The following is a 25,260-nucleotide window of genomic DNA, read 5'->3' on the forward strand; positions in this document are numbered from 1 at the left end:
TTTCATAAATCAATATTTTTTCCGCGCGTAAAATTCTTTACGCTCTCATGCGATAGGCTTCTACTTTCAAACAAAAAGGTAAGTGGGAGCATCCGTAGGGGCGAGTGCGTTCTCCTGAGCAGCGAAGCGTTTGAGGCCACAAAGAAAGTAAGAATGGAGTGAAATATGGGATTTGGTGAAGCAGTCAAAACGTGTTTCTCGAAATACTTCCAGTTCTCCGGTCGGGCTTTACGCTCAGAATACTGGTGGTTCTTCTTGTTTGTGGTTCTCGTAAGTGCCGCTTTAGCTGTGCTGGATACTATCATATTCGGGACCAACCCAGAAACTGGGCAAGGATCTCGCGTCATGTCCTCTGTTTTTCAACTAGCCGTTCTCATACCTATGCTCGCAGCAGGTTGGCGGAGGTTGCATGATACAGGACGACCTGGCTGGTATTTGCTGCTGCCGATGGCGCTCAGCATTACAACGCTTTTTGTTATGCTGGGTGGCGTGGCGTTCTTCTCGGTATTGGAGCAAGGGACGGAAAACCCCGATGCATTGCGAGGACCCGCGGCAGTCTTGGGCGTGACCGGTATTGTTGTTGTCTCAATTCTTCAATTGGTTCTGTCCATCCTGATGATCTGGTGGCTGACACGACCTTCCCAAGAAGGCGCAAACGAATACGGCGAACCTGTTTCCTGACCTGGTTGCCCAAGCAACGGGTCGGAATCTCTGCTGAAAGACAGTACGAGTCCAAATACCATGGAGAGTGAAAATGAGTTTCAAGCTGATTTCCATTGGAATGCTAATGATGGCAATGGCGACCACAGCATCAGCGGAGTGGTCGTTCAGTTCCGGGCCCAACCCCAATGCCTTTATTCAGACCGGAAACATGACGCTGGAACTTCAGTGTAACCGTATCCGCTTTGCTCCGGCTGGATACGAGGACAGCCAGGACATTGTGGAGAAGCAAGGGCTTTCAATTCGTTTTTTGAAAAACGGCAACACCGAGGTTGGCGCATTTCAGGTTGGCGCTGAAAACGCTGCTTTGCAGATCGTTGACAATTATCCCGTCGAGATCAGTTTCAATAGCCAGCAGGACTATGGTTTTGTACTAGACCAACTTGCGGCCAATGCATCGGTAAACCTGTCGATGGTTGATCAAGATATCAGCTATGGAATCTTTGACTTGAAAGGTTCCGGCGCGGCAATTCGGTCCCTTCGTTCCGCGTGCGATTCAGATGCTAGCCAGGGGACCTCCTACGAAGCACCCGAAGGCATCGTCTATTGTGGTGGCGGAGCGAAAAAACGCGTAATCGAACCCGTAATTTTGGACAACCCGGACGGAGAGTGGGACGCGCGAGTAACGGTTAACGGCGAGTCGATCAGAGCCATGACGGCCTACAGCTACTTCGGAAACTCTGAGCCGCCGACCGGATTTGTCGTGGCCCTGCTTGGGGAAGACAGGTCCGAATTTCTGATTTTTAGCGAAGGCTCGGCAAACTGGCTGGAATACGGGGACTATAGGTATGATCAATGCAATTGATTACCCCCTCCAACCGATTTCCCAATTGGTAATCCAGTTTAATTGTTTGGTTTCCTCGATTGTGCTGGGTTCGGGTCTAGTTTGGACCTCACCAGCTTTCGCGGCTGACGTTTCGCAACTTCCAACCGGTTTGCGGGCGAAGGTTGATCTGGCGGCACAGGCCCGCACAGAGTTCAACAACGGTCAGTTTGGCTTAGATTGGGGCGCGGTTGAAAGGGTGGATCTTGACGGAGATCTGCAACGCGACTGGGTTCTGAATGAGTCTGGTTTTGCGTGTTCGAGCGCCGCTTCTCTTTACTGCGGCACTGGCGGATGCATGTCGCACTTCTTGATTGAAGAGGAGGTTCACTCCTTGCTCAATCAAGGCTGGACAGTCGTTGACTTCGGGCGTCAAAGCGTTGTTGTCGCAGATATACGGCTCCAATTGCGACGGGATAAACCCGACGCCTTGCGTCACAGCCAGTGTTTGGGATGCGGAAACTAAGACGTGGCGCTCGTCTGCTGGCGATTGGGAGTAAACTGCATATGTGCGTAGCAAATGTGCCAGAGGACGCCGTTAGCTCGATGGGTTCTCTGTCGCGTGCAAACTTCCGGGCGAATTGTGCAAATTTATGCGCAAATACCGCACAGAGGTTATGGGCAAGCTTCCAAGATTTTCTTTAATGAAATCAATGTCGAAAACGCAGTGTTATGTGCGCACCTACATCAGGTGTAGGTTTGCGCATAACACTTCGCGCACCCCATAGGTTTGCGTAGTTTGCCCATAGTTTTGCGTTGTAAGTCTGGAACCAATCTGACGGTTGGATTGGTGCCAGCTCAAGGGCAATCACGAGTATTTTCAAAAAGCAGGGTTGATGCCAAACGCGACAAATGACGGCACCCATCCCGATGCGAACATTCCACCGTCATCCTACCTCGGATAAAACAGACGTTCCTGCAAGGATCAGAGTTGGTGGAGTCCGCCACCAGGCAGACCTTCGCTGCTAGCGCAGCACTAGGACTCAGTGACGGCGGCAATGCACAGGAAGCGGACTTTTCATCTAAGATGCAATGTTTTTTTCTTGGACAGCAGCTATGTGGGACAAAGCAGTCGTTCGTAGAATCTCTAAAGACGAAGATGCAAATGCGTGATAGCTCCAGATTATGGCCACGACATCTGCGCGAAATCGAACGCCCATACCTTACGCATTTGCGGGTATTGGTGTTCTCTTTGCTTCAATCTGTTTCGGGCTGGTTCCCTACTTCAGCCGCAGCCTGACCGAACAGGGTGTTGCACCCTATGCGGTCGCATTCTACCGCTACATTGTTGCGGCTCTTCTTCTGCTTCCTGTTCTCATTGTGCACCGAAAAGAATGGCGAGAGATCACTTGGGGTTTTTCCGCCGGAGCCGTAATGGGGCTTGGTTGGATCGGATATGTAACGGCGCTGGAGAAGCTGCCCGCATCGACAGTGGGTGTGCTTTACATGACCTATCCGGTGTTCACCTTAGGTATTGCTTGGGCGGTGTTTGGCGATGCACCCACGCGACGCGCCATGTTGGCCGCTGGTCTGATTGTGGTGGCAGCTGTCATTGCTGGCTCGCCTGCGTCAGTGGCTGCGGAACACCTACTAACGCTGCTGCTATCCCTTGCCGCCCCATTTGGGTTTGGCTTCGGAATTTGCGTACTGGTACACAGGTTGTCACGGATTGCACCGTTGGCACGTATCGCGTCAGTTTCTCTGGGGTCTGTACTGGGCCTCGCGCCGCTCATCCTTGGAGCTGAGGTTGGAGAGCTTCTCCCAAGGGAACAATCCGATTGGCTTTTCATTGTTGGTATTGGTCTGGTTACCGCTTTCGTACCCCAGCTTATCTACACGATATGCTCACCTGTTATTGGGGCTTCCCAAACTGCGGTCGTCGGAAGCATCGAATTACCCACGATGTTTGCCGTGGGATATCTTGCCTTTGGCGAAGCCATCTCTTTACCTCAAGCTTTGGCATGTGCCTTAGTGCTGGGCGCAATCGCGATCACAAGAAGTAAAAAGACGCGCACCGTATCTACCGTACTCGCAAAATCACCAAGGCGGTAGTACTGGGCTCGAACCGGTCATCTGACGGTTTCAGTTGTTCATCGGGTCGGTTCAGACGGCATCAAGGTCGGCCTAGCGGACAAAGCCGACCTTGCAGAAAAGCGAGGTAATTCTTGAAAAAACTTGCTTCTGCTGGGATGGTTTCTCCGACAGAATTTTCTGAGGAATTTACAATGCATTTTCCCAAACTTGCGGCGGTTTCGTCGATTTTTCTCACTATAGCCAATTCGCAAGCGCTCTCCCAGGATGGGGGACCGATACTGTTCACAAACGTCAACGTGTTTGATGGTGTGAATGAGGAAATGATTACAAATGCCAATGTCGTTGTAACCGACAATCTGATCACAGATGTGTCCTCAGAACCCCTCGCCGTCGCCAATGGTATAGTCATCGACGGCGGCGGGCGCACGTTGATGCCGGGCCTGATCGACGTACACTGGCACACGCTTTACTGTTGCAATCCGCAGAGTGTGGTTGTGACCGGCGATATTCTTGAGGTCGCGGTGCGGGGTGCCATCGGGTCCGAAGGCACGTTAATGCGCGGCTTTACAACGGTGCGCGACGTTGGCGGCAATTCATTTGCCATAAAGCGGATGATTGACGCAGGCGAGATAGAAGGCCCCCGTATCCTGCCGTCCGGCCCACCCGTGACACAAACTGGCGGCCACTTTGACTATCGCCCCTACCAAGCGGTTCCGACGAACGGCGCGGATTCGCAATGGTACTGGTACAGCGTTGGTTTGATGGCGCAGGCTGACGGTGTTCCGGAAGTGGTCAAACGCGCGCGTGAAATCATGCGCATGGGCGCAAGCCAGCTTAAGATTTCCACCGGTGGCGGGGTGTCATCTACTTATGACCCTCTGGATGTACGCCAATATACCAAGGCCGAAATCGAGGCTTTCGTAGAGGTGGCCGACACCTACAACACCTATGTTGCATCTCATGTCTTCACGGACGAGGCCGTGGAAATTGCCGTTGCCGCTGGCGTTAAGTCCATCGAGCATGGCTTTTTGATGAGCCGCGAAACGATGGAACTGATGCGCGACAATGAAGTTTGGTTGTCAGTGCAGCCCCTGCTGGATGACGAGGATGGCTTTTCTTTCGACGACCCTGTTAGCCAGCAGAAATGGATCGACGTCACCAACGGTACAGATTTCACCTACAAAACGGCGAAAGAAGTTGGCGTGAAAGTCGCTTTCGGCACCGACATCCTGTTCGATCCCAAACTGGCCGAACGTCAAGGCGCGTTCCTTGCCAAATTGAAGCGCTGGTACACGCCATACGAGGTGCTGAAAATGGCGACTTCAACCAATGCTGAACTGCTCAAACTCTCAGGCCCGCGCCACCCCTATCAACAAGGTGACTTAGGTGTAATCGCAAAGGGCGCTTATGCCGACTTAATCCTTGTGGACGGCAATCCGCTGCAAGATATCGACCTGATCGCAGACCCGCATGAGAATTTCGATCTGATCATGAAAGACGGCAAAGTCTACAAGAACACGCTGGACTGAGTTCCAGATGAAGTCCTTTGCTCAAAGCCAATTTTGTAACGACTGCTTTGGGCTCGCAGCCGGCATTCGGTCATTTCACTCAGACAATTGACGGGCACCAAGGGGTCAAGGTCGGCAAAGTGCTGTAAGCAGCCTTGTGCACTCGCAGCTACCAGATCACTCGGCTATGTCTGGTAAGGGCTATTAACGATATTTTATGCCAAGGCCGGTCAGTTGGCACTCAAGTCACACTGAAGCACCAAGATACATTCCCCTACGTCGTCTTTTCTCATTGATCTGGGACTGGCTTCGACAGATAGAGAGGTGTGCGGTGGCTGTCTTCCTTCGCAAGTGGCGCATTTCAAAGCGCTGCCGGAGGATCTCCGGTGGCCTTTATTCACGGCTTACGCACCTGCCACAGGCCCTATCAGAGGACGTCATGCCCCTTTCACCTGACGGTCAAGACCGCGCAACTCGCGCCATTGACCCTTTGCCAATACGCCTAATCAAGCGCGCTATACTGGTTCTTATCGGCCTGTTTTATTTCCTCTTCGTGGCCTTTGCCCCTCTTCTTTGCGTTCGGCGCAGAGGGTTTCGGGGTTGGTATTGGCGCCTGGTGAAACGGTCATGCTCACGCCTGCTGTGGCTCCTCAGCATCCGCGTCGAGATGCGTCCTGAGGAAAAGAATGCCCTCGCCGCCGACACCAACAGCATCATCGTGGTCAACCACCGTAGCCATCTCGATGGCTTCAGTCTCATGCACGTGGTGCCAGACACCAAATGGTTCACTTTCGCGGCGAAGTCAGAGTTCTGGAACAGCAAACTCCTGCGCACTGGTTTTGATGGAGCGGGTCTCGTCCCTATCAACCGAGACTCCGGCTCAACGGCCATGGATACGCTGATAAAGGCTGTCAGGGAAATGCCTGCCCGCTGTTCCATCGTGCTATTCCCAGAAGGCACCCGATCCAAAACAGAATCGCTAGGGGACTTTAAAGCGGGTGCTGTCTTAGTCGCCCGAGAAACCGGCCGCACGATCACCCCCATTGTCATCCATGACAGCGATAGTCTACTTCCACGCGGCAAACATTTACCGCGCAGCGGGACGATCCGTGTGGAGGCATTGCCAACATTCGCGTGCGATCCTACCGCTAGTGTGGATGAGGATCTGGCGCGATTGCGCAGGCAGATGATGGCTGTGTTTGAGCGGTGAAGTCTGTTTGACAGAAATATGCAGAAACCGAGTTTGTTGAGTTTCCGCTACGCGTAGCGGCAGATTACAGATTTGCAGAGCAGTTGTACTTGTCGGTGGGATTTTCGCCAACGGGTATCGATATTCGAAGACCTAGTGAGTACCCGTATTTCAGTATGCTCTTGGCCATTCGTATCTATGGATGGGCTGCTTGGTATTGACTCTGAATTCTCAGAAGAGAATGGACATTTAAGTGCCCTGATCTCGCTATTCTTGCCGGAGGCAGAAAAAGCAGGGGAGACACGAATTTGCCAGATGCTGTACGACGTATGAGTGACCAAAAGCTAACACTAAGCTGCCATCAGACCACCAGCATCGCCTGCGATACCGACTATGCAATCATCGCCGATCTGAATGCGATTTGCCGGGCTTTCCCCTCCGAGTTCCAGTTTGGGTGAGGTTAACCAGAACGCGCATTGCCACGGGGTCATTTCACGTGGCAGGGCTTTCAACACTTTTTCCATCAAAGGAAGCGGGGTTCCATCCTGAGCAAACTGGAAAGATGGATAGGCGTTGGCTCCTTTGTAAGGCAAGGAAAGCACCTTCCCGGTTCGTGTCCAGATGTCGGCTATCCGCGTGATCTGCCAGGAGCCCTTCTGCCATTGTGCGTGCACGCCGGCATCGTCCAGCAACGGATACTCACGCGCAAAATCATCCATCCGGATGTCATTGACCGCGCGACAATGCCCCTCGAAATTATGCAAATACATCTACTTACTCACTGAACTCACTAACAACTCATGAAACGATACTGCCAAAAAACCGTTCTAACCAAAGTTAAGAAGTTCACATTGGGCAAATTAAACTTCAGCTAACCTCGTTTTTTTACCTAGTGCGCTGAAATTATTGTTGGTTTGCTTACGATGACCCGCCGTTCTGATGCTCGTAAAACCAGTTCTGAATTCTTGGCTTTGTTACTCATTGGAGTATTAATCCTCACAAGCTGAGGGCATTGGCCATGAATCTACCGAACCAATCTCTGGTTTGTTAGTGATCAACATCAACGCGTTGGACCAAGCCGCCAATCATTCTGTCCAGTGTTGGAAACTAGTACCGAGCGCGGGCTCTCTTTTCTACGATCACGATCCTCCTCGTCTGACACTCCCGCAAAAAGACAAACAGTCCTGATCCTAAGATTAGCGTGACACCAAGCGGGATGGGGAGGTTTTGTATTTCTACCGACCTAAATTCCTTTCTCTGGTCACAATACGGACTGACCATTCCAAAAATTTCCTACCGCCACCTTGAATTTCTGGACCAATCATTCCAAATCATACGCATGAGCAAAAAAACTCTCCCAAATGGCGACATCAAATCACTCGCAGGCCCGGGTAGGCCTCGCGCCTTTGACGAAGCTGAGGCTTTGGAGAAAGCCTTGTGCGTTTTTTGGCACAAGGGCTACGAGACCGCATCTGTGGATGATCTGACCAAGGCCATGGGTTTGAGCCGGTCCAGCTTCTATGGAGCGTTCGGCAACAAGCAGGCTTTGTTTCACAAAGCCCTCAGCCACTATTCAAGGCGTGGTTTAAAAAATCTGCGTGACGTTGCAGATACGGGCGGAAATGACCCCGTTGGTGCGATAATGGAAGCTTTGGCGAACCCACAAGGTGGTCGTGACGGCTGTATGCTGATCAATTGCCTTACGGAGCTTGCTCCTCATGATGATGAAGTGGCGGCTCTCGGGCGACAGCATTTGGAGAGTATTGACGAGATTATTGCGGGAGCGCTTGAGCCTTCGGATCCGGGACAGGTACTCGACAAGGCACGCGCCTTTGCCTCCCTTGCAATTGGCACGCTAGCCTTGCGCAAGGCGGGCGTTCCCGATGAGCAGATATCGCAAACCCTGAAACAAGCCCGGATGGTGATTTCGCCATAAGGCCCCCCGCCACCATAAGGAAATGAAACCTAACACAAACTCAAACAAGAGACAGTGACCCTAATATTGGACCAATTAGTCCAATAATATCTGAACGAAGTTTACCAAAGAAGGAAGCAGCAATGGCTGATGAAAAACTGTTCTCCGGCATCAAAGCTGGCGCAATCGAGCTGAAAAACCGCATTGTCATGGCGCCACTGACCCGCAACCGGGCAAGAGCCGAGGATGACAGCGTCCATGAATTGCAGGCCAAGTACTACGCGCAGCGGGCAGGTGCTGGTCTGATCATCACGGAAGCATCGCAAATTTCGCCCCAAGGAAAAGGCTATGCCTGGACGCCCGGCATTTATTCAGAAGCACAGATCGACGGCTGGAAAAAAGTGACTGAGGCCGTCCATGCCAAGGACGGGAAGATCGTAATCCAGCTTTGGCATGTGGGCCGGATTTCGCATACCAGTTTACAGCACGATGGAGGCGCCCCTGTTGCACCATCCGCAATTGGCGCTAAGGCCAAGACGTTTGATGGTGAGCAGTTTGTTGAAACATCTGAACCGCGGGCTCTGACCATCGATGAAATAGCTGGCATCGTTGCCGACTACCGGAGGGCCGCAGAAAACGCCAAAGAGGCCGGTTTCGACGGTGTCGAGGTCCACGCAGCCAACGGATACCTTATCGATCAATTCCTGCGGGACGAATCCAACAAGCGTGAAGACGAATATGGCGGTCCAGTTGAGAATAGAGCACGGTTCCTGAAAGAGGTCATGGACGTGGTTGTCGATGTCTGGGGCGCCGACCGCGTCGGTGTCCGCCTCAGCCCATTCTCGGACGCCAACAACATCTCCGACAGCGACCCGCAGGCGACATTCACCCATGCGGTCAAATTGCTGAATGGCTATGGGCTGGCCTATCTCCATCTTGTGGAGGGACAGACCGGCGGCCCGCGCGATATTCCGGAAGGTGGCGATCTGAAGGCACTCTATGAATTGTTTGACGGTGCGAAAATGGGCAACAACGCTTACGACCGAGACATGGCGATTGAAGCGGTTGATACCGGCACGGTCGATCTGGTGGCCTTTGGCCGGCCGTTCATTTCCAACCCGGATCTTGTCAACCGGCTGGAGAAAGACGTCGCGCTGAATGAGCTCGATCCAAGTACTCTCTACGGCGGGAACGAAAAAGGGTACACCGATTACCCGTCGCTGGAAGAGGAAGCGATCGCCGCGGAGTAGTACATCGTTGTTAACTCCATGGTGATAGGCAATACCAAGCAAAGTGAGCGCGCCGGATTGGACGCGCTCACCTAGCGGTTACGGCAATATCCACTCTTGAAGCGGGGAAAGGTTATAACCAAAGGCGTGAACCCACGCAGTGGCATGAATTGTCTGACGTCAGCACCAAGCCGCCGCTGCGAGATGTTGGGTGAAGGTCCGCTTGGGTTATACTCTGCGAGTTGAAGCACAATGTAGAGAACGGCCAGATGAGGTCCATACAACATTGCCAAATTATTCAATGAAGGATGACTGCCTGAACGCGGCTATGGGGATCAAAGTTTGCGACAGGTCTGCCAAGAATCCGCCACTGGTTTCTTCGATCAACCCAGCCATTTGGAATAGTCGCTGACCAACAGATGTGTCGGAGCAACATCCTCCTCAACCTCGGCAAAGCGGCCGATGGGTTCACGAAAGACATTGTCGGTCTCGTCATCGTTGACCGTTGAGACCTCACCGATCAACACATCCCCTCCTTCGCCCCAGAACGCGTGCCAATCACCAGGACGCAGGGTAACGCTTTCACCCGGTGCCAGGCGCAACTTCTCGCCCGGTTGGCAATGATGTCGGATGCCGTCCAGCCAGACCACACCGCCGCGATCCTCTGCGAATCCACCCGCGTCGTCTGAGCCGAAAAGCTCGACCACCAGAATTGCGCCACCGCGGTTGATGATATCCTCAGCTTTCAGAACATGCGTGTGCATTGGCGATAGCTGGTCCCGCCTCGAAATCAATAGCTTCTCGGCGTAGCACATGCCGCCGCCCTTGGCCAAATCACTCTGCAACCCGTTGCGCAGGGTAAAGAGGAACAGGCCCATCTTGTCAAAATCACCGTCACCGTAATCGGTGATGTCCCATCCGCACCTTGCATCAATGACGTGACGGGCATCACTTTTACGGGCTTTAAACTCCTCGGGTGTCCAATAGGCAAAGGGCGGCAACGTGAACCCGTGAGAGCGGATCATCTCATCTGCTTGGGCCATGATTTCATTGATGCGCGAGCGCTTCATGCCGGCACTCTTTTGGTTTTGAGGATTTCGATTACCATGGCTGCGGTCCACGTAAAGCTACTGCCGCCACAAGGCTCGCCGCTCATCGGGTCATAATACTCCGCAAAGCCGCTTTTCTGAATAAGCTTTAGGCTGTCGGCGAGGATCCGTTGCGCCATTTCCCTCTGCCCAGACCGACTTAGACCTTCGGCAATCAAATAATTTACGATTAACCATGTGGGCCCGCGCCAGTAGCGCAGGCTATCAAAAGCGCCATCTGCCGGGTCGTGACTGGGCACCAGATAGCCGCAACGCTCGCCCAATAAAGCAATCCTTCGTGCGAGCGCATCAGCACGGCCATGAGGTACATCAGCAATTGCCGCGAGCAACCCACCAATCGTTGGTGTGTCTTGCAGGCGACCAGCGGCACGGTTGTAACACGTGTATTGCCCAAGCGCCGGGTTCCAGAGGCTTTCCAGCGCCGCGCGGCCATTTGCGGCCATCTCACGCGCTTCAGAAGCGATTGACGTATCGCACAAGATTTCCGCCAAATCCGCAACTTGGTCACAGGACCGTATCAGGATGCCATTAAATCCTGGGTCAACGAGGCAAAAGGGCGAGGCATCGTGGAGCTTCGCATTATCCCATCCAAGTCCTCGGAAGTACTCGACCAACCAGATATAACACTTGTATTGCTCGTCCGACGGGCGGTGATCTGGGTTGGCGTGTGTCGTATCGCGCCGCGTAAATGGCGCGACCCCCTCGATCGGCACCGCGTCCAGCCCTTCATCCCAATCCACCGAGTTGTCTCGACCAGATTCCCAAGGGTGGATGATCGCAACCAGCCCCGTGCCGTTCGGATCGCGGTAGCGATAGAACCACTGATGCCACGCATGGACTTTGGGCAGGAGCTTGGCCAGCCGCACGCGGGCTGCGGCCTTGTCTTCCGCCCGATCGTAAAGCTTGCGTAAAGCAAAGCCCACAACCGCTGGCTGGGTGATACCAGTCGTCGGCACCACGCGTCCAGTTTGCCAAACGTCAGGACCAGGGAAATACCCATCATCAGGTTCGTGAAAAATGATATGCGGCACCATACCGTCGACCCACTGATGGGCCATAAGAGTCTCGACCTCGACCCAGGCCCGCTCCATGTTGAAATGCGAAAAGCCAAGTGCGGACAAGGCGCTGTCCCAGTTCCACTGGAAGGGATAGAGGCCATGGGTGGGCACTGTGTAGGTGCCCCGGTCATTGTTCTCCATGACCTTGCGTGCCTGATCGATCAACGCTTGGCTCATCTTGTTTCTCCTTTACGCGACAGCCAAGGTGGTTTCGGGGTCGAACCAGCGTCCCCGGCCTTCTTGCGGCGCTAACGTAAGTACGTCACCGGGTTTCACGTGGAGTTCGCTATCCAGCACAGCGCGGAACTGGTGACCTTCGACATCACAAGTCACCAACAAATGCGCGCCAAGAGGTTCCACAACCTTGGCTCGCGCTCCAAAACCCTGATCAGCAACGCGCAAATCTTCCGGGCGAATGGCCCATTTCAGGTCCTTGCCAATTGCCGGCCCATCGAAGTTCTGCCCGGCAACAATCCAACGACCAGAGCCCGCAGCTTCAGCGGGGAGGAAATTCATTGGCGGATTGCCGATGAAACTGGCCACAAACTCGGCCGCTGGATCCCTATACACTTCGATGGGCGAGGCTGCCTGAACAATTTTGCCCTGATGCATGACGCTGATCCGGTCGGCCATGGACATGGCTTCGACCTGATCGTGTGTCACATAGATGGCAGTGGTCTTGCTTTCGGCCAGAACACCCTTCAGCTCAGCGCGCATTTCCATCCGCAACAGCGCGTCAAGGTTCGACAGCGGCTCATCCATCAGGATCACGTCCGGCTCCATTGCCAACGCGCGGGCGACAGCGACCCGTTGGCGTTGACCGCCTGACAACTCGCCAGAGTAGCGCTTCAGGAGCTGCTCGATATGCATTAGCCCGGCAGTTCTCTCGACCCGGCGTTTGACTTCATCATCGGGCAGTTTTTGCATCCGAAGACCAAAGCCAATGTTCTCGAACACGGTCAGGTGCGGAAACACCGCATAGTTCTGGAACACCATCGAGATGCCGCGATCTTTGGGAGAAAGGTGATCTACGCGACGCCCACCGATCCAGACCTCACCGGTCGTCGCTGTCTCAAGCCCTGCAATGATGCGCAGAAGCGTGGATTTACCGCAGCCCGAGGCGCCCAAAAGGACCATAAATTCCTGGTCTGCGATGGTCAGGTTGATATCGTGCAGAGCCTGGTAGGATCCAAAATTCTTGGCAACGTTTTTGATCTGTATTTCAGCCATAACAGTTTCCTTTCAGTCACCGCTCAGCGGTTGGCGATGCCCCACATGGCAAAGAGATATTTGCGCACAGCAAAGATGAAGATCAGCGCAGGTACCACGAGAATGAAGCCGCCTGCGAATTTCAGGTGCAACGGAGCTTCGCCCAATGTCTGCAATAGGAACGCGGGAAGCGTCCGGTTCTCGATAGTCAGCACGGCAGCCGCGAATACTTCGTTCCACGAGATCACAAAGGCGAAAATCGCCGAGGCTGTAATCCCTGGCAGAACCAAAGGCAGGATCACCTTGGTGAAGGCGGTCAGCCGTGTGCAGCCCAGCGTCCAGGCTGCCTCTTCGAGCTCCAGCGGGATACCAGAGAAAAGCGAAAAGGTGATGAGAACCGCGAAAGGGATCGCCAGTGTCGTATGGACAAGCGCCAGACCGAAGGCCGTGTCATCCAGACCTGTGCGGATAAAGAGAACCGCAAGGGGCAGCGCCAGCAAGGGCAGCGGAAAAGCCCGGGTCAGCAGGATCAGCAGCCGGAACAGCTCTTTCCCACGGAAGTCGAACCGCGATAGGGCGTAGCCCGCGGGGGCTCCGATGGCGATGGACATCACCATCGTCATCAAAGCCACCACAACCGAGTTCCACAGCGCCCTCAGCATCCCCTGGAACCCCATGAAGAATTCCAGGGATCCCATATTGAACTCCGGGATGAAGCTCTTGGGGAAACTGTTCACTGTATCCGGTGAGGACATTGTGTTCACGAACAGCAGGTAGAGCGGTATGATCACCCAGGCACACAGCAAGATCACGCCTGCTCGGTAGAGCCCCCTTCCCGCCTTGCGGGCGTCAGGGGCCACAACGTCTGCTACAGCCGTCATATCGTGGCTCCTTTCGGGACGCGCAGAGCGCGCATGATGATCAGCGTAAACACGATTGAGATAATCAGAACGATGATCGCCAGCGCTGCTGCTGCCCCACCATTTTGCAGGTCAAACTGATAGGCGTAGATCTCGCCCATAAGCACCGGGAAGATCGTGCCCCCAAGGGCTGCGACCACAGCAAAGACTTCAAAGGCCAGAATGACACGCAGGACCAGGGCAGTTTGCAGCGATGGGCGCAGAAGCGGCAAAGTGATCCGGGTGAACTGTTTCCAGCGCGAGGCGCCAAACACATCCGCAGCCTCGTAGTATTCCTTGGGGATCAGACCAATTCCCGCCACAAGGATCACAAGCATAATCGCGGTCGCACGCCAAATCTCGGCAAGCATAATCGCCAGGAACACTACCCACGGCGTTTGATAACTCAGCAAACTTACAGGTTGGTCAGTGACACCAAGCCCGACCATCATCGAGTTCAGGAAACCCGACTGCTCGAAGATCGCCAGCCAGATGATACCGGCTGCAAGGTCAGAAATCCCCAAAGGAATGGTCCAGATGTACAGAACCAGATCGCGGCCCTTTTGCATCTTCGTGACCATCGTGGCCATCAGAAGTGACAGCGCCAGCTGGATCGGTACCACGGCCGCGGCCAGAAGAAATGTGTTTTTCATCGAGATCGGGAACTTCCAGTAGCTCACAACCTCGCGAAAGTTATCCAGTGAAAAGCCGTCTCCTGTTCCAAAAGCCTGCTGCGCCACCAGCGCAAACGGGTAGATGAAAAACAGGCAGAGAAACAGCGTCACCGGGAGGATCAGAAAGTAAGGCAATAGCCGCGCTTCCATCGGACCGCTCCTTTAAGTTGGGATTATGCTGGGGAACCGGGCCACAGCTTCTGCGGCCCGGCAGTCATGGAAGGTTTTATTCGACGGGGCAGGCACCTTCCGAAGGCGCATCTGGTGCCCAGCAAGGCGCGCCAGTTTCGTTCATGATCTTTTCCAGCTGTTTCTTTTGATCTTCCAGAACCTGCTCAATGGGTTGACCAGCCAAAACAATGCGTTCGAACGCATCCACATATACACGGTTGAAGTCGCCGCCCATGCTACCCAGACCCGCAGGCAGCAGGCCGGGATTTGCGTCTGCCGAGCTGCTCATCTTGGCAACCGCTTCGCCGGCAGCTTTGACCGAAGGCGGTAGGTCGGCGGGCAGCTCAACATCAACCACGGGGAAGAAGTTTGTTGCCTTCAGTGTCGCGATCTGTGTCTCGGGCTGCATCAGATAAGTCACCAAAGCTTTGGCACCTTCGGCATCCGGCGCGGTGCGTGGGATGGCAACACCTGCCAGAACGGGCATGAAGCCACGGCCAGTTGGGCCTGCAGGTGCTGGGAAGGCAACGAAATCATCTGGGCGTTCATTGAATGCCTGCGCCAAACGCGACGTGTGGTCAAAGACGATCCAGGCATCCCCGTTCAACAGCTGTTCCTGCATGAATGAAAAGTTGGTCGAGGCAGGGTTCGTATGGCTCCACAGCTCTTTGAATTTTTCCCATGCCGTCACAGCCTCGGGCGAAGCAAAGGTCCGCACAACACCGTTGGTGTAGGACGGGTAAAGATAACCTTGGAAAAAGCGGTGTTTCAGACCCTTGGGACCTGCTGGAAATCCGAATTTCTTCTGACCCGTCGCTTCTTCAACGTTCGCCGCCCACGCAATCAACTGGTCATAGGTCAGTGCATCAATGTCCGCACCTTCAGGCAGGTATTGCAGTGCTTCCGTGTTTGCGGCCATGATGTAACTCGCTTGCATCCACGGCATATATTGCAAGCTGTCAGTACCCAGCTTAGCGAGATCATTGAAAGTGCCCGACGCCGACATGACGCCAAGTTCGCTAAGGTCCATCAGGTCATCAGGATTCATCGCCGAGAAGTTGCCATGCAAGGAGCCCAGCAAGTCAATGCTGCCTGAGTCGGCTTGCAGCTCGGCTTGCAAGCGAGTCAGCCAGGGGCCATCTTCGTTCGGTTGGTAGTCAACCCCGCCCTCGAAGCCACCAAGAACCTCGGTTCGCATAGCCTGCGCTTCTTCGGCGGGCCGGGCCTGGGTCGACCAGAACAGAGTTTCAGCTTGCACGGCAGCAGCGCCAGCAAGCATGGCAACACCGGACACGGCAACCGACAGTTTCAGATGAATCGACATGATTTCCTCCCTATGTCTGAGGCTGACCGAAACCCGACAACCTCTCTCCCTCGCCGACACCTTTGGGTCAGTCCGCGGGCGAATGCAGTTAATATGGTATATCGTTGTATCTTGAGTCAAGCCTGTTGCCGCCAAGCTTTTGCCATAATTTGCTTGCCATTTGCAAAACCACTTGCGATTTTAGGCAAACGTTATATCTAAACTGTGACCCATGACGAAAAAACCCACCTTATCCAGCGTTGCCAAAGAAGCGGGCGTGTCGGTTCCAACCGTCAGCCAGGTTATGCGTGACACCGGCCGAATTTCAGAGAAGACACGTCAGAAAGTCCTGAGCGCAGCCAAGCGTCTGCGCTACGTCCCAAATCAAGCGGCGGCCACAATGCGATCGGGTGACAATCGCGAAATCGGTTTTATCCTTAACAAATTGGCCAACCCGTTTAACGCAGAGGTTGTGAGTGGCGCCGTCGACTTGCTCGAAACCGAAGGGTTCATGGTGTCGATCCTCGATGCGCAAGGCGATCTTCAACGTCAGGACCGCCTTCTGGAAGCCTGCATCAGATTTGGCCGACGTGGTTTGATCTGGGTTCCGGCACTAGACACAAGCGAAGTATCTATGGAGCTTCTGAATGCTCACGGTGTTCCCGCTGTGACATTCATGCGAAAGGTGTCGCAGTCTTTCGACCATGTCGGCATTCTTAATACCGAAGCCCTCGCACAAGCCACGCAGCACTTGATTGATTTAGGGCACAAGCACATCGCCTATTTTGGCGGCACCGAGCAATCGTCCGTGCGTGAAGAACGCATTGCCGGTTACCTTGGCGCTTTAAAGCAGATGGATGACGTGCAGCCAATTGTCTGGCCATGCGATGAGAATAAGAGTGCTGGCGTTGACGCTATTGCCGCACTCCGTCACCAACACCCCGAGGTGACGGGTATTGTTTGCAACGGAGACGTTGTGGCGCTTGGCGCCTGCTTCGGATTGATCCGGTCCGGTTGGAAACCAGGGCATGATTTTTCGGTGGTGGGTTTTGATGACATCGAGGATGCGGCCGTCTCGACGCCCGGCCTAACAACCATGGCGATCGACCCGAAGAAGTTAGGCAAGCGGTTGGCCGAGATCCTTCTGGACCGGATGCGAACACCCGATCTGCCAGTCTGTCATTTCGAGTATTCTGCGACCCTGACAATTCGAGGAACATCAGGAGCAGCCCCTGACCACTAAAGTGTATATCTCAGTTGCTGTCGCAGGCGTTTATTGCGCTCCCATGCGATATTTGACACTTTGGGCTCATCGCTGACGTTTTCTGCATACACGATCAACGGCTTCTATCGGGCGAGTTAAGTGAAGGTGCGTTGGGTCCGCTGATGAGCTGACCACTCAACCAGAGATAGCTTCACATAAATCCGGTTCAGCGGCGTTAGTGGTTGTTGTGATGTGGTCAATCATCTAATGGTGCGGTAATCTGCTAATCGAACCTCCGTTCGGCGACGACCGCAATGAGGACACCAAACCAGACATTTGGACTGGACAAGGCATGCCCGCTCAGCGCCTGGTCCCTGGCATTGATGTCAGGATGTCTGGCAGCGCGCTAAGCTTTATTTGAGCTTACGTTTCCCAAGGTGGCTTTGCGCCAATCTCTGCGATCAAAAAATCAATAAACACCCGCACTTTTGGGGACAGCACGTTGGACTTGGGATAGATCAGCCACAAGACATTGTCTTCACTGGCCTCAAAGTTTGGAAGAACCCGTATCAAACGACCTGACTTCAGTTGGTCATGCACGCTCCATAGAGCGTTCAAGGAAATACCGGCTCCGGCCAGCGTGGCGCGGACCTGGCTTTGACCGTCATCGATAATCAATTGGCCTTTGGCTGATGCGGGATCGAAAATGGCGTTCTTGCCCGCCGGTCCTGTCAATGGCCGCGGTTGGCGGTTTTGGAAAGCTATCAGATGGTGGGTTTTCAGATCGTCAGGCGTCTTGGGCGTGCCGTATTCATCGAGATAATGCGGCGCGGCGCATAGAATACGGCGATCAACGGCCAGCTTTCGACCTTTTAAGCTGGTGTCGACAAGCGGCGCGTTCCTGAGTGCTAGATCATAGCTTCCCTCGATCAGGTCGAACTGCACATCCGACAGACGCAGATCGATTGTGAGATCGGGATGCTGTTTAAGAAACTCAGGAAGGATTGGCGCGATGTAGAGCTGTGCAAAACTGCTTGGCGCAGCAAAGCGCAACGTGCCCTTTATGGTTGTTGTCTGCTTGCCCAGAGCAGCAAGTGCAGCCTCTTCTTGCGCGATAATCTCGCGGGCGAAGGGCAGGAAGTCAGCACCTTCAACCGACAACGACACTTTGCGTGTTGTGCGATGTAACAGTTCGGAACCCAGGCTCTGCTCCAACTTCGCGAGTTTTGCGCTGGACACGGCCGGGGCCATACCCAATGCGCGCCCCGCCGCGCTTATGTTCAGCATTTCTGCTGCCCTTACAAACAATCGCAGCGCATCTGTATCAAGCCCCATTATATCGCAAACCCGAATTATCATTCCATCAATGAGCAGTTTATATGCAATTGGATTGACGTTAAATCCCTTCCATCGATGCAACACAGCATACGAAGGAGGCGCATATGACGCGAACAGCCACAGTCAACTACCACGTTCACAAGCCGCACCGGCAAGCTTTTGAACTGGATGCCGGCGGGATTGCTGGAAACCTGGTTTCCCCCAAACTAGCCTCCACGGCTGTTGCACTGGAGGACGCCCGCGCAGCGGCCAACTCCGTTACATTTGCGTCTGATGCTGTTGAATTCACGACGCTGGAAACGCAGGTTCGGGGCTTTGCTGGTGCCGCATGGAAATCGATATACGATGCCGAGTTGACAGCGATGCTGTCGGACAGGCTGGGCGCACGCGAGGTTGTGGTTTTTGACCATACGGTTCGGACAGATGACCCGAGTGCGACGCGCAAACCTGCGCGCAACGTTCACAGTGACTACAGCAAGGACGGAGCCGAACAGCGGCTTGTCGACCTGTTGGGTGCCGATGTCGCATCGGAATGGGCGCAAGGTCACTTTGCATTTATTAATGTGTGGCGTCCCGTGGAGCATCCGATCAATTCAGCGCCGCTTGGCTTTGTTCGCCCGTCATCGGTTGACGCGTCTGACTGGATCCTGCTGGATCTGATCTATCCTGACCGCAAAGGGCAAATCATGGGGCTGGTGGGAAACCCCAAGCATGAGTGGATCTATCAATCCAAGATGACACCGGATGAGGTCGCGATTTTCAATATCTATGACAATCAAGGACTACCTTCGATTGCGCATAGCGCGCTCGATATGGTCGAAGATTCAAGCATCTCCACCATTCGCAAAAGCATCGAGAGCCGCACCTTGGTGCGCTACTAGTGGGGTCCCGAGATGTTGGATAAAATGCAGCCTAACGAGTTTACCCAGATCAACGTGGCTTATAACCGGGTGTTCCGTCCCGAGCGCTTGAGCATTGGCCTTGTGCTGCCGCTTGAGGCATACGCAGTCGGCGCAGAGCCGACGCTGCGCGGTCATCTGGAGGCGGCTCAAAAGGCCGAGGAACTTGGGTTTGCGGCACTTTGGCTGCGCGACGTCCCGTTCAATGTGCCAAACTTCGGTGACCCGGGACAGGTTTTCGATCCATTTGTCTATCTGGGTGCTCTGGCAACAGCAACAGACCGGATTGCGCTTGGAACGTCGAGTGTCATCCTGCCATTGCGTCACCCCGCGCATGTGGCCAAGGCAGCGGCGACGACCGATGTGCTCTCGGGCGGACGGTTGCTGTTGGGCGTTGCTTCAGGTGACCGCCCCGAGGAATACCCGGCGATGAACCACAGCTTTGACGACCGAGGGGCGCGTTTCCGCGACAGCGTTGAGTATATCCGCGCAGTGGGGTCCGATTATCCGGAACATGAAAACGCGCAGGGCAAACTGGGTGGCGGGATTGACCTATTGCCCAAACCGCATGGCACGCGTCTGCCGATGCTTATTACCGGCGGTAGCCAGCAATCCCCTGATTGGGTGGCACGGAACGGCGACGGTTGGATGACCTATCCGCGCAATGCGTCTGCCCAGGGGCAGGTCATAGCGGATTACCGACGACGCGTTAGGGAGGCGGGCCAACTGGATAAGCCCGTCATGCAATCGCTTTATGTCGATATCGTGGACGACCCCGCTGCGCCTCCGCGCCCGATCCATCTTGGGTTTCAGTCTGGCTCCGACTTCCTTCGCAGCTATCTTCGCGAGATTGAAACGCTTGGGGTCAATCACGTCGCGCTGAACCTCAGGTTCAATCAAGCGCCTATCGACGCAACCCTTGAACACTTGGCAGACACTGTGCTGCCTGACTTTTCGTAAAGGATCAGACCGATGACCAAGACCATTCTCATTACAGGTTCAACTGACGGCATTGGTTTGCTGACGGCCAAGAAGCTGGCATCTGACGGGCACAACGTGCTGTTGCATGGCCGCAGTATACCCAAACTGGAGAGCGCAGCTGCCGAAGTCGGTGAAAATGTCGAAACCTATGCCGCTGATCTGAGCGACCTGTCCGCGGTGCAGGGACTGGCTGAGAACGTGCGGGCGAAACATGACAGGTTGGATGTTTTGATCAACAACGCGGGTGTGCTGAAAGCCCCGCAATCGGTGCTTGAGAATGGGCAGGACATCCGCTTCGTCGTGAACACGCTTGCACCTTATCTGCTGACCGAGTTGCTGCTGCCTATCATTCCTGCTGACGGGCGCGTCGTGAACCTGTCATCGGCGGCGCAGGCCCCGGTGAACATCCGAGCCATGCAGGGCAGTGTTCCGCTGGCGGATATGGAAGCCTATGCCCAGAGCAAGCTGGCCATCACCATATGGACCCGGGAATGGGCCAAATCGCAATCCGATGCGCCTGTCATGGTCGCGGTAAATCCAGGATCGCTTTTGGCCTCAAAAATGGTGAAAGACGGCTTTGGCTTGGCCGGGAACGATATGAACATCGGCGCTGATATCTTGATTGATGCGGCATTAGGTGAGCGGTTCGCTGATGCGTCGGGCGCCTATTTTGACAATGACAGTGGGGCATTCTCAGATCCACACGCAGCGGCACTCGACAAAGGCCACGCTGCCGACGTCATGAAAACCATCAGAGAATTGGTTAACCAGACCAACTGACCCGCGTGGCGCTAAAACGCCACGCACTTCCACCTTTAACACTCCCTGACCCCTCACGCGTGATGCGTCGAGGCCCAAGAAAGGACTGCCCGATGAAATACGAGAACTTTCAAACCTTTGACGTAGCCGTTGAGAACGGTATCGCTACAGTGACATTCAACTTTGGCTCTGTGAACGTGCAAGGCCAGGAAATGCTGGCCGATCTCAACAGTCTGGCCATGCGCTTAGAGCGAGACCGCGACACCAAGGTCGTGATCTTTCAATCTGCAAACCCGGAAATCTGGGTCTGCCACTACGACACCGAACTGCTCAAGGACATGTCGACTGAGGCCGTATCCCGCGAGGATGCACGGCTTTTGGATCTACAGTCGGTTTGCGAGCGGATCAGCAAGGTGCCGCAGGCCACAATCGCAAAGCTGGAAGGGTTTGCACGCGGTGGTGGACATGAGTTGGCGTTGGCGCTCGACATGCGGTTTGCCGCGCGGGGCAAGTACAAGTTCATGCAGATGGAGGTCGGAATGGGCATCCTGCCCTGTGGCGGCGGCGCCTCGCGCATGGCGCGCCAAACAGGCCTTGGAAAAGCGCTTGAGATCATTTTGAGCGCGCAAGACTACGATGCGGATGATGCCGAGCGTCTGGGCACCATCAACAAGGCTTTGGAGCCGGAAGAAATTGGCGCTTATGTGACCGCACTGGCCGAACGGATCGCACAGTTCCCGGCAGAGTCGATCAATGCCTGCAAACAGATGGTCTATGAATCGATCGACAAACCAATTGATGAAGCGCTGAAAGCCGAAGCCTATTGGCTTTATCAGGCCACCAGCAAAACTCCGGCCGTCAAACGGTTCACCATCGCGGATGAACAAGGTTTGGAACACGACATCGAAAACCAGCGCAATTGGGGCGATCTGGTGATGCAGGTGCAGGACATCAACTGACCACCCCCAAGACAATGATCTCGTCAGGCGTGCGTGATTTCCACGTAGGCCTGACACCATGTTCACAAAAGGAAAATCTCAATGAAAGCAATGGTTCTCAACTCTTACGGACCCGATGCGCTGTTCGAGCTTGCTGAAATACCCGACCCTGTCGCGACTTCTGGACATGTGGTCGTCAAAGTGGCCGCGACCAGCGTCAACACCGTCGACACAATGATCCGAAGCATGGGCGCGGACCTGCCTCTGTCCCCCCAATTGCCCGCCGTGCTTGGCATGGATTTCGCTGGCACGGTCGTTGCGATTGGCGACGGTGTGACAGGTTTTGCGATAGGCGATGAGGTGTACGGTTGTTCTGGTGGATTGATGGATCTCACGGGCGCTTTGGCAGAGCACATTAACGCAGATGCGCGCCTGATTGCCCACAAACCCAAGACGCTGAGCATGCGGGAAGCCGCAGCGCTGCCTCTCGTCGGCATCACCGCCTACGAAGGGCTGACCCGCGCCGGTGTTGGCGAAGGGCAGACTTTATTGGTTCATGGCGGCGCAGGTGGCGTTGGTCATGTCGCCGTTCAAATAGCCCGCCACCTTGGCGCGGCCGTGTCCGCAACAGGTCGTGGTGCAGATCAGTTGGCCTTGATCGAGGGTCTTGGTGCGCGTCCCTTGGATTTCACAACGGAAACAGTCGAGGACTATGTTGCCGAGCATACTGATGGCGTAGGCTTTGATGTGGTGTTTGACAGCGTTGGTGGACCAAACATGACAAACTCTTTCGCCGCGGCCAAGCTCAATGGTCATGTTGCCACGACGGTCGCGATGGTCGAGATTGATTTGACGCCTGTGCATTTCAAGGGCCTGTCTTTGCATGTCGTCTTCATGCTGATTCCGATGATGCACGATGTTGGGCGGCAAACCCATGGAGACATCTTGCGGAAGTTGGCAGATCTGGTGGATGCTGGCAGGCTCAAGCCAATTGTCGACGAACAGAAGTTTGGGTGGGACAATGTCGATGCCGCCTATGCGCATCTGACTCATGGAGGTGCGGTCGGAAAAGTCGTTGTGGAACTATGATCTGATCCGGTTGGGCTTGGTGCGCGCAAAATGACCTTGCGTACCAACTCAGTTTGAGTTGCAATTGATGTCGTCTGTAGGCCGTTAGCGCGTTTGCGGTTTGGTACAACTCAGTATGGTCGTTTTGAACGGAATATAACAGCAATCCGATCCAAGATTAGTTTGTTTGCGCTTCGTGACGGCTGCTCCGCCGCATCGAGCAACTCTTCCATGCTGGTGCGTACTTCACAGAGCGTCATCGACGGCTGCTGCTCAAAGAAACCATAAATGGCGTCGATACCCAGATAGTCCGGGATCTCTCGCTGATCAGCACTTCGCTGGCTGACATCCTTTTTGGCTTCAATCCAGAATAAATCGAGTTCCTGGGCCCAGGATTCTGCGAGTTTTTCTAGATATGGCAGCGTCAGGTGCCCGAACCGGTTTTAGCCTTGGTTTTTTGAGGGGCCGGACGCGAGAAACCTATCCAATGACTCCAAGAGTGAAATTGTTCGCTCGGGTCGGATTAGCCCCCAGACGGCAACGGCAATTGAAACGCAAGTTTTGTACACTGTATCGGGTGAATGCCATAGCGCCATCTGATCCAAATTGTGCCTAGAACAGGAGGTCCTCAACGAGCTGTGAGATCAATTGGCTTTTGCCAGACACTCCCGCCTTTCTGTAAATCGCAGTACATTGAGCCTTAACGGTTCCAATTCGGGTTTGCCTCAGATTGGCGATCTCAGCCATAGACATCCCTTTCAGAACAAGCCATGCGATCTCTGTTTCCGCGCCAGTCAGGCCAAGCTTTTCGAAATACGCCTCTACTACTGTTGTGAACTCGCCGGACGTGATCCGGCGGGCGGTTTCGGCCCGGTGTGTCGCTTTTTGGGCCACGAGCGCAAGCCGGACACCCAGAAATGCACCAAGTATAAGCCCGATACTGGCGCCCGCTTCGACAAGCTCTCGCACATTCCAACGTAGCGGAACCGATGGGATGCCCAAAATAGATGCCAGAATTTCCCACAGGAAATAAGCACCACACAGGCACTGGATAAGGACAAGGGTCCAAACGACCCATGCGCGGTTCATCATGCGCGGCACCGTGCGCTGATAAATTCTGTTTCAGCAGGTTCTCTCATGTCGGATTACCCACCGTTTTTTCCTTTACCGCCTTGTCCGCCACCCCCTTTGGGACCGCCATGCGCATTTGGTTCGCTCGGCTGGGAAGGTTTGTCTGGTTTGTTGGCTGGCGGTGCAGGGCGCCCGTCGCCATGTGATTTCTTCGAGAAACTTTGGTCTCGCAAAACCTCTCCGGATGTACGGTTCAAAACCACCTCGCGCAGCTCATTCTGATCACTCGCGGTGATGACGATGCGGCCCAGCCAAGACCGTTTTACTTCCTCGACCGTGTAACCTTCGGCCTCAATCCGCGCGATGACGTCATCCGCAACGGACACCTGAGCCTGCGCCGGCGAGTGCAAGAGCATGACCACCGCAAAACTTGCGAGGATAGGTGATCTAAACATCATAAAGTTCCCGTACCTTTGCAATTTGGCTAAGGGGTTACCGCGCACCGTGTCAACCGGTGCGCGGTGGCTTTATTTTACCCGCGAGGACCGTCCCGACCGCCGTGGCCGTCCCGACCGCCGTGGCCGCCACGACCTTCGCCGCCGCGACCTCCACGACCTTCGCCACTGCCGCCCCTTTCGCCAGAGTCAACCGTCTCGGTGCCGGAATCCGGATTTCGGCCTGCATCGTCACGCCCGCCGCGACCTGCTGGGACCCCTTGTTCGGCCAGTTGATCGCCGATGTTCCGCCGATCTTCGGGACTCAAGCTTGAGTGGTCGATATCCCCCAGCGCCACGGTTTCGCCGGTTGAAGGGTCGACGACTTCAACCTCTGAAATGTCGAGGGCGTTCCGATCACCGCCTCGGGGCTGGACTCCCTGTTCTTTCAGCTGATCCCGAATATCGGCACGTTCTTCCTCGGACAATGCTTCGAAATCCACTTCCGAAAGCTCGACGGTTTCCCCTGTACTCGGGTCAACAACCGAAATGCTCTGGGCAAGTAGCGGCTGGAACGACACTGCGGTGATCAGGGCTGCAAGGATCAACGGGCTGTGAGGGAGTGAGAGAGTACGCATGATTAGTCTTCCTGTTTGTAAGATTTAGCGCGGCTTGGATTGGTGCCGTGAAGCCTAGATGCAGTGAAAACATCGATTGGAATACTGGA

25 protein-coding genes are annotated in these 25,260 nt (G+C 54.6%); 14 read left to right on the plus strand and 11 right to left on the minus strand.

All coding sequences use genetic code 11. The features are described 5' to 3' along the window. The first annotated feature begins 165 nt into the window (after positions 1–165). The 6 genes from AC2FJB_RS11700 to AC2FJB_RS11725 all read left to right on the plus strand — a co-directional run bounded on the left by AC2FJB_RS11700 (position 166) and on the right by AC2FJB_RS11725 (position 6,295). Positions 166–681 carry a DUF805 domain-containing protein gene (locus AC2FJB_RS11700; protein WP_496720724.1) on the plus strand — a complete coding sequence of 172 codons (516 nt, stop codon included), beginning with the start codon at positions 166–168 and terminating at the stop codon, positions 679–681. Positions 682–754: 73 nt separating this feature from the next. Further along, complete coding sequence (locus AC2FJB_RS11705; protein ID WP_496720722.1) at positions 755–1,525, plus strand: hypothetical protein; 771 nt, start codon at positions 755–757, stop codon at positions 1,523–1,525. Beyond that, on the plus strand, positions 1,509–2,009 hold the full coding sequence (locus tag AC2FJB_RS11710) for a hypothetical protein (protein ID WP_496720720.1): 501 nt from the start codon (positions 1,509–1,511) through the stop codon (positions 2,007–2,009). The genes AC2FJB_RS11705 and AC2FJB_RS11710 overlap by 17 nt, the downstream gene beginning before the upstream one ends. Positions 2,010–2,668: 659 nt before the next feature. Further along, complete coding sequence (locus AC2FJB_RS11715) at positions 2,669–3,595, plus strand: DMT family transporter (protein WP_496720718.1); 927 nt, start codon at positions 2,669–2,671, stop codon at positions 3,593–3,595. 173 nt (positions 3,596–3,768) lie between these two features. Next, positions 3,769–5,106 carry a metal-dependent hydrolase family protein gene (locus AC2FJB_RS11720; RefSeq protein WP_299423164.1) on the plus strand — a complete coding sequence of 446 codons (1,338 nt, stop codon included), beginning with the start codon at positions 3,769–3,771 and terminating at the stop codon, positions 5,104–5,106. A 418-nt stretch (positions 5,107–5,524) separates the two neighbouring features. Then, a complete protein-coding gene (locus AC2FJB_RS11725) occupies positions 5,525–6,295 on the plus strand; it encodes a lysophospholipid acyltransferase family protein (RefSeq protein ID WP_162896861.1) in 771 nt (256 codons plus the stop codon). A 329-nt stretch (positions 6,296–6,624) separates the two neighbouring features. On the opposite strand, the gene AC2FJB_RS11730 is transcribed toward AC2FJB_RS11725, so the two are convergent. Then, positions 6,625–7,044: a hypothetical protein gene (locus AC2FJB_RS11730; protein WP_496720716.1), complete on the minus strand. Its 420-nt coding sequence runs from the start codon at positions 7,042–7,044 to the stop codon at positions 6,625–6,627. Between the two features lie 446 nt (positions 7,045–7,490). Between AC2FJB_RS11730 and AC2FJB_RS11735 the strand changes: the two genes are divergently transcribed. After that, a complete protein-coding gene (locus AC2FJB_RS11735) occupies positions 7,491–8,210 on the plus strand; it encodes a TetR/AcrR family transcriptional regulator (RefSeq protein ID WP_496818360.1) in 720 nt (239 codons plus the stop codon). Between the two features lie 122 nt (positions 8,211–8,332). Then, the gene (locus tag AC2FJB_RS11740) at positions 8,333–9,439 is read left to right on the plus strand and encodes an alkene reductase (RefSeq protein WP_496720712.1); all 1,107 of its coding nucleotides are present in this window, start codon (positions 8,333–8,335) and stop codon (positions 9,437–9,439) included. A 362-nt stretch (positions 9,440–9,801) separates the two neighbouring features. Here AC2FJB_RS11740 and AC2FJB_RS11745 read toward each other — a convergent pair whose 3' ends face one another. The 6 genes from AC2FJB_RS11745 to AC2FJB_RS11770 form a co-directional block, all read right to left on the minus strand. Continuing rightward, positions 9,802–10,488, minus strand: a complete 687-nt coding sequence (locus AC2FJB_RS11745; protein ID WP_496720710.1) for a D-lyxose/D-mannose family sugar isomerase — start codon at positions 10,486–10,488, stop codon at positions 9,802–9,804. Then, positions 10,485–11,762 (minus strand): amylo-alpha-1,6-glucosidase, encoded by a 1,278-nt coding sequence (locus tag AC2FJB_RS11750; RefSeq protein WP_496720708.1) that lies wholly within the window; start codon positions 11,760–11,762, stop codon positions 10,485–10,487. The genes AC2FJB_RS11745 and AC2FJB_RS11750 overlap by 4 nt, the downstream gene beginning before the upstream one ends. A gap of 12 nt (positions 11,763–11,774) precedes the next feature. After that, a complete protein-coding gene (locus AC2FJB_RS11755; RefSeq protein WP_496720706.1) occupies positions 11,775–12,815 on the minus strand; it encodes an ABC transporter ATP-binding protein in 1,041 nt (346 codons plus the stop codon). 23 nt (positions 12,816–12,838) lie between these two features. Continuing rightward, complete coding sequence (locus AC2FJB_RS11760) at positions 12,839–13,675, minus strand: carbohydrate ABC transporter permease (protein WP_117871523.1); 837 nt, start codon at positions 13,673–13,675, stop codon at positions 12,839–12,841. Next, positions 13,672–14,517: a carbohydrate ABC transporter permease gene (locus AC2FJB_RS11765; RefSeq protein ID WP_496720704.1), complete on the minus strand. Its 846-nt coding sequence runs from the start codon at positions 14,515–14,517 to the stop codon at positions 13,672–13,674. The genes AC2FJB_RS11760 and AC2FJB_RS11765 overlap by 4 nt, the downstream gene beginning before the upstream one ends. Positions 14,518–14,593: 76 nt before the next feature. Continuing rightward, positions 14,594–15,862 carry an ABC transporter substrate-binding protein gene (locus AC2FJB_RS11770; RefSeq protein WP_117871519.1) on the minus strand — a complete coding sequence of 423 codons (1,269 nt, stop codon included), beginning with the start codon at positions 15,860–15,862 and terminating at the stop codon, positions 14,594–14,596. 211 nt (positions 15,863–16,073) lie between these two features. Here AC2FJB_RS11770 and AC2FJB_RS11775 point away from each other — a divergent pair, with 211 nt between their 5' ends. Continuing rightward, positions 16,074–17,084, plus strand: a complete 1,011-nt coding sequence (locus AC2FJB_RS11775; RefSeq protein ID WP_496720702.1) for a LacI family DNA-binding transcriptional regulator — start codon at positions 16,074–16,076, stop codon at positions 17,082–17,084. A 384-nt stretch (positions 17,085–17,468) separates the two neighbouring features. On the opposite strand, the gene AC2FJB_RS11780 is transcribed toward AC2FJB_RS11775, so the two are convergent. Beyond that, positions 17,469–18,380 carry a LysR family transcriptional regulator gene (locus tag AC2FJB_RS11780; protein ID WP_117871515.1) on the minus strand — a complete coding sequence of 304 codons (912 nt, stop codon included), beginning with the start codon at positions 18,378–18,380 and terminating at the stop codon, positions 17,469–17,471. Positions 18,381–18,487: 107 nt separating this feature from the next. Here AC2FJB_RS11780 and AC2FJB_RS11785 point away from each other — a divergent pair, with 107 nt between their 5' ends. The 5 genes from AC2FJB_RS11785 to AC2FJB_RS11805 all read left to right on the plus strand — a co-directional run bounded on the left by AC2FJB_RS11785 (position 18,488) and on the right by AC2FJB_RS11805 (position 23,049). Continuing rightward, a complete protein-coding gene (locus AC2FJB_RS11785; RefSeq protein WP_496686134.1) occupies positions 18,488–19,264 on the plus strand; it encodes a CmcJ/NvfI family oxidoreductase in 777 nt (258 codons plus the stop codon). A gap of 12 nt (positions 19,265–19,276) precedes the next feature. Further along, positions 19,277–20,242 (plus strand): LLM class oxidoreductase, encoded by a 966-nt coding sequence (locus AC2FJB_RS11790; protein WP_496686132.1) that lies wholly within the window; start codon positions 19,277–19,279, stop codon positions 20,240–20,242. Between the two features lie 12 nt (positions 20,243–20,254). Next, positions 20,255–21,043, plus strand: coding sequence for an SDR family NAD(P)-dependent oxidoreductase (locus tag AC2FJB_RS11795; protein WP_496720700.1), 789 nt, complete (start codon positions 20,255–20,257; stop codon positions 21,041–21,043). Positions 21,044–21,135: 92 nt separating this feature from the next. Continuing rightward, positions 21,136–21,981 carry an enoyl-CoA hydratase/isomerase family protein gene (locus AC2FJB_RS11800; RefSeq protein WP_496720698.1) on the plus strand — a complete coding sequence of 282 codons (846 nt, stop codon included), beginning with the start codon at positions 21,136–21,138 and terminating at the stop codon, positions 21,979–21,981. Between the two features lie 81 nt (positions 21,982–22,062). Beyond that, positions 22,063–23,049: a zinc-dependent alcohol dehydrogenase family protein gene (locus tag AC2FJB_RS11805; protein ID WP_496720696.1), complete on the plus strand. Its 987-nt coding sequence runs from the start codon at positions 22,063–22,065 to the stop codon at positions 23,047–23,049. A gap of 591 nt (positions 23,050–23,640) precedes the next feature. On the opposite strand, the gene AC2FJB_RS11810 is transcribed toward AC2FJB_RS11805, so the two are convergent. From AC2FJB_RS11810 to AC2FJB_RS11820, 3 genes are all read right to left on the minus strand, one after another. Continuing rightward, positions 23,641–24,120 carry a helix-turn-helix transcriptional regulator gene (locus tag AC2FJB_RS11810; protein WP_480642060.1) on the minus strand — a complete coding sequence of 160 codons (480 nt, stop codon included), beginning with the start codon at positions 24,118–24,120 and terminating at the stop codon, positions 23,641–23,643. Between the two features lie 53 nt (positions 24,121–24,173). Next, positions 24,174–24,554 carry a hypothetical protein gene (locus tag AC2FJB_RS11815; RefSeq protein WP_496720693.1) on the minus strand — a complete coding sequence of 127 codons (381 nt, stop codon included), beginning with the start codon at positions 24,552–24,554 and terminating at the stop codon, positions 24,174–24,176. Positions 24,555–24,631: 77 nt separating this feature from the next. Then, positions 24,632–25,171 (minus strand): hypothetical protein, encoded by a 540-nt coding sequence (locus AC2FJB_RS11820; protein ID WP_496720691.1) that lies wholly within the window; start codon positions 25,169–25,171, stop codon positions 24,632–24,634. Between the last annotated feature and the right edge of the window lie 89 nt (positions 25,172–25,260).

The organism is Ruegeria sp. CDSC085, from assembly GCF_059610465.1.

What these genes read in the sequence shown, in the direction of transcription:
- AC2FJB_RS11700 (WP_496720724.1), top strand. Translation starts at nt 166, where the DNA reads ATGGGATTTGGTGAAGCAGTCAAAACGTGTTTCTCGAAATACTTCCAG.
- AC2FJB_RS11705 (WP_496720722.1), top strand. Translation starts at nt 755, where the DNA reads ATGAGTTTCAAGCTGATTTCCATTGGAATGCTAATGATGGCAATGGCG.
- AC2FJB_RS11710 (WP_496720720.1), top strand. Translation starts at nt 1,509, where the DNA reads ATGATCAATGCAATTGATTACCCCCTCCAACCGATTTCCCAATTGGTA.
- AC2FJB_RS11715 (WP_496720718.1), top strand. Translation starts at nt 2,669, where the DNA reads ATGGCCACGACATCTGCGCGAAATCGAACGCCCATACCTTACGCATTT.
- AC2FJB_RS11720 (WP_299423164.1), top strand. Translation starts at nt 3,769, where the DNA reads ATGCATTTTCCCAAACTTGCGGCGGTTTCGTCGATTTTTCTCACTATA.
- AC2FJB_RS11725 (WP_162896861.1), top strand. Translation starts at nt 5,525, where the DNA reads ATGCCCCTTTCACCTGACGGTCAAGACCGCGCAACTCGCGCCATTGAC.
- AC2FJB_RS11730 (WP_496720716.1), bottom strand. Translation starts at nt 7,044, where the DNA reads ATGTATTTGCATAATTTCGAGGGGCATTGTCGCGCGGTCAATGACATC.
- AC2FJB_RS11735 (WP_496818360.1), top strand. Translation starts at nt 7,491, where the DNA reads ATGGGGAGGTTTTGTATTTCTACCGACCTAAATTCCTTTCTCTGGTCA.
- AC2FJB_RS11740 (WP_496720712.1), top strand. Translation starts at nt 8,333, where the DNA reads ATGGCTGATGAAAAACTGTTCTCCGGCATCAAAGCTGGCGCAATCGAG.
- AC2FJB_RS11745 (WP_496720710.1), bottom strand. Translation starts at nt 10,488, where the DNA reads ATGAAGCGCTCGCGCATCAATGAAATCATGGCCCAAGCAGATGAGATG.
- AC2FJB_RS11750 (WP_496720708.1), bottom strand. Translation starts at nt 11,762, where the DNA reads ATGAGCCAAGCGTTGATCGATCAGGCACGCAAGGTCATGGAGAACAAT.
- AC2FJB_RS11755 (WP_496720706.1), bottom strand. Translation starts at nt 12,815, where the DNA reads ATGGCTGAAATACAGATCAAAAACGTTGCCAAGAATTTTGGATCCTAC.
- AC2FJB_RS11760 (WP_117871523.1), bottom strand. Translation starts at nt 13,675, where the DNA reads ATGACGGCTGTAGCAGACGTTGTGGCCCCTGACGCCCGCAAGGCGGGA.
- AC2FJB_RS11765 (WP_496720704.1), bottom strand. Translation starts at nt 14,517, where the DNA reads ATGGAAGCGCGGCTATTGCCTTACTTTCTGATCCTCCCGGTGACGCTG.
- AC2FJB_RS11770 (WP_117871519.1), bottom strand. Translation starts at nt 15,862, where the DNA reads ATGTCGATTCATCTGAAACTGTCGGTTGCCGTGTCCGGTGTTGCCATG.
- AC2FJB_RS11775 (WP_496720702.1), top strand. Translation starts at nt 16,074, where the DNA reads ATGACGAAAAAACCCACCTTATCCAGCGTTGCCAAAGAAGCGGGCGTG.
- AC2FJB_RS11780 (WP_117871515.1), bottom strand. Translation starts at nt 18,380, where the DNA reads ATGGGGCTTGATACAGATGCGCTGCGATTGTTTGTAAGGGCAGCAGAA.
- AC2FJB_RS11785 (WP_496686134.1), top strand. Translation starts at nt 18,488, where the DNA reads ATGACGCGAACAGCCACAGTCAACTACCACGTTCACAAGCCGCACCGG.
- AC2FJB_RS11790 (WP_496686132.1), top strand. Translation starts at nt 19,277, where the DNA reads ATGTTGGATAAAATGCAGCCTAACGAGTTTACCCAGATCAACGTGGCT.
- AC2FJB_RS11795 (WP_496720700.1), top strand. Translation starts at nt 20,255, where the DNA reads ATGACCAAGACCATTCTCATTACAGGTTCAACTGACGGCATTGGTTTG.
- AC2FJB_RS11800 (WP_496720698.1), top strand. Translation starts at nt 21,136, where the DNA reads ATGAAATACGAGAACTTTCAAACCTTTGACGTAGCCGTTGAGAACGGT.
- AC2FJB_RS11805 (WP_496720696.1), top strand. Translation starts at nt 22,063, where the DNA reads ATGAAAGCAATGGTTCTCAACTCTTACGGACCCGATGCGCTGTTCGAG.
- AC2FJB_RS11810 (WP_480642060.1), bottom strand. Translation starts at nt 24,120, where the DNA reads ATGATGAACCGCGCATGGGTCGTTTGGACCCTTGTCCTTATCCAGTGC.
- AC2FJB_RS11815 (WP_496720693.1), bottom strand. Translation starts at nt 24,554, where the DNA reads ATGTTTAGATCACCTATCCTCGCAAGTTTTGCGGTGGTCATGCTCTTG.
- AC2FJB_RS11820 (WP_496720691.1), bottom strand. Translation starts at nt 25,171, where the DNA reads ATGCGTACTCTCTCACTCCCTCACAGCCCGTTGATCCTTGCAGCCCTG.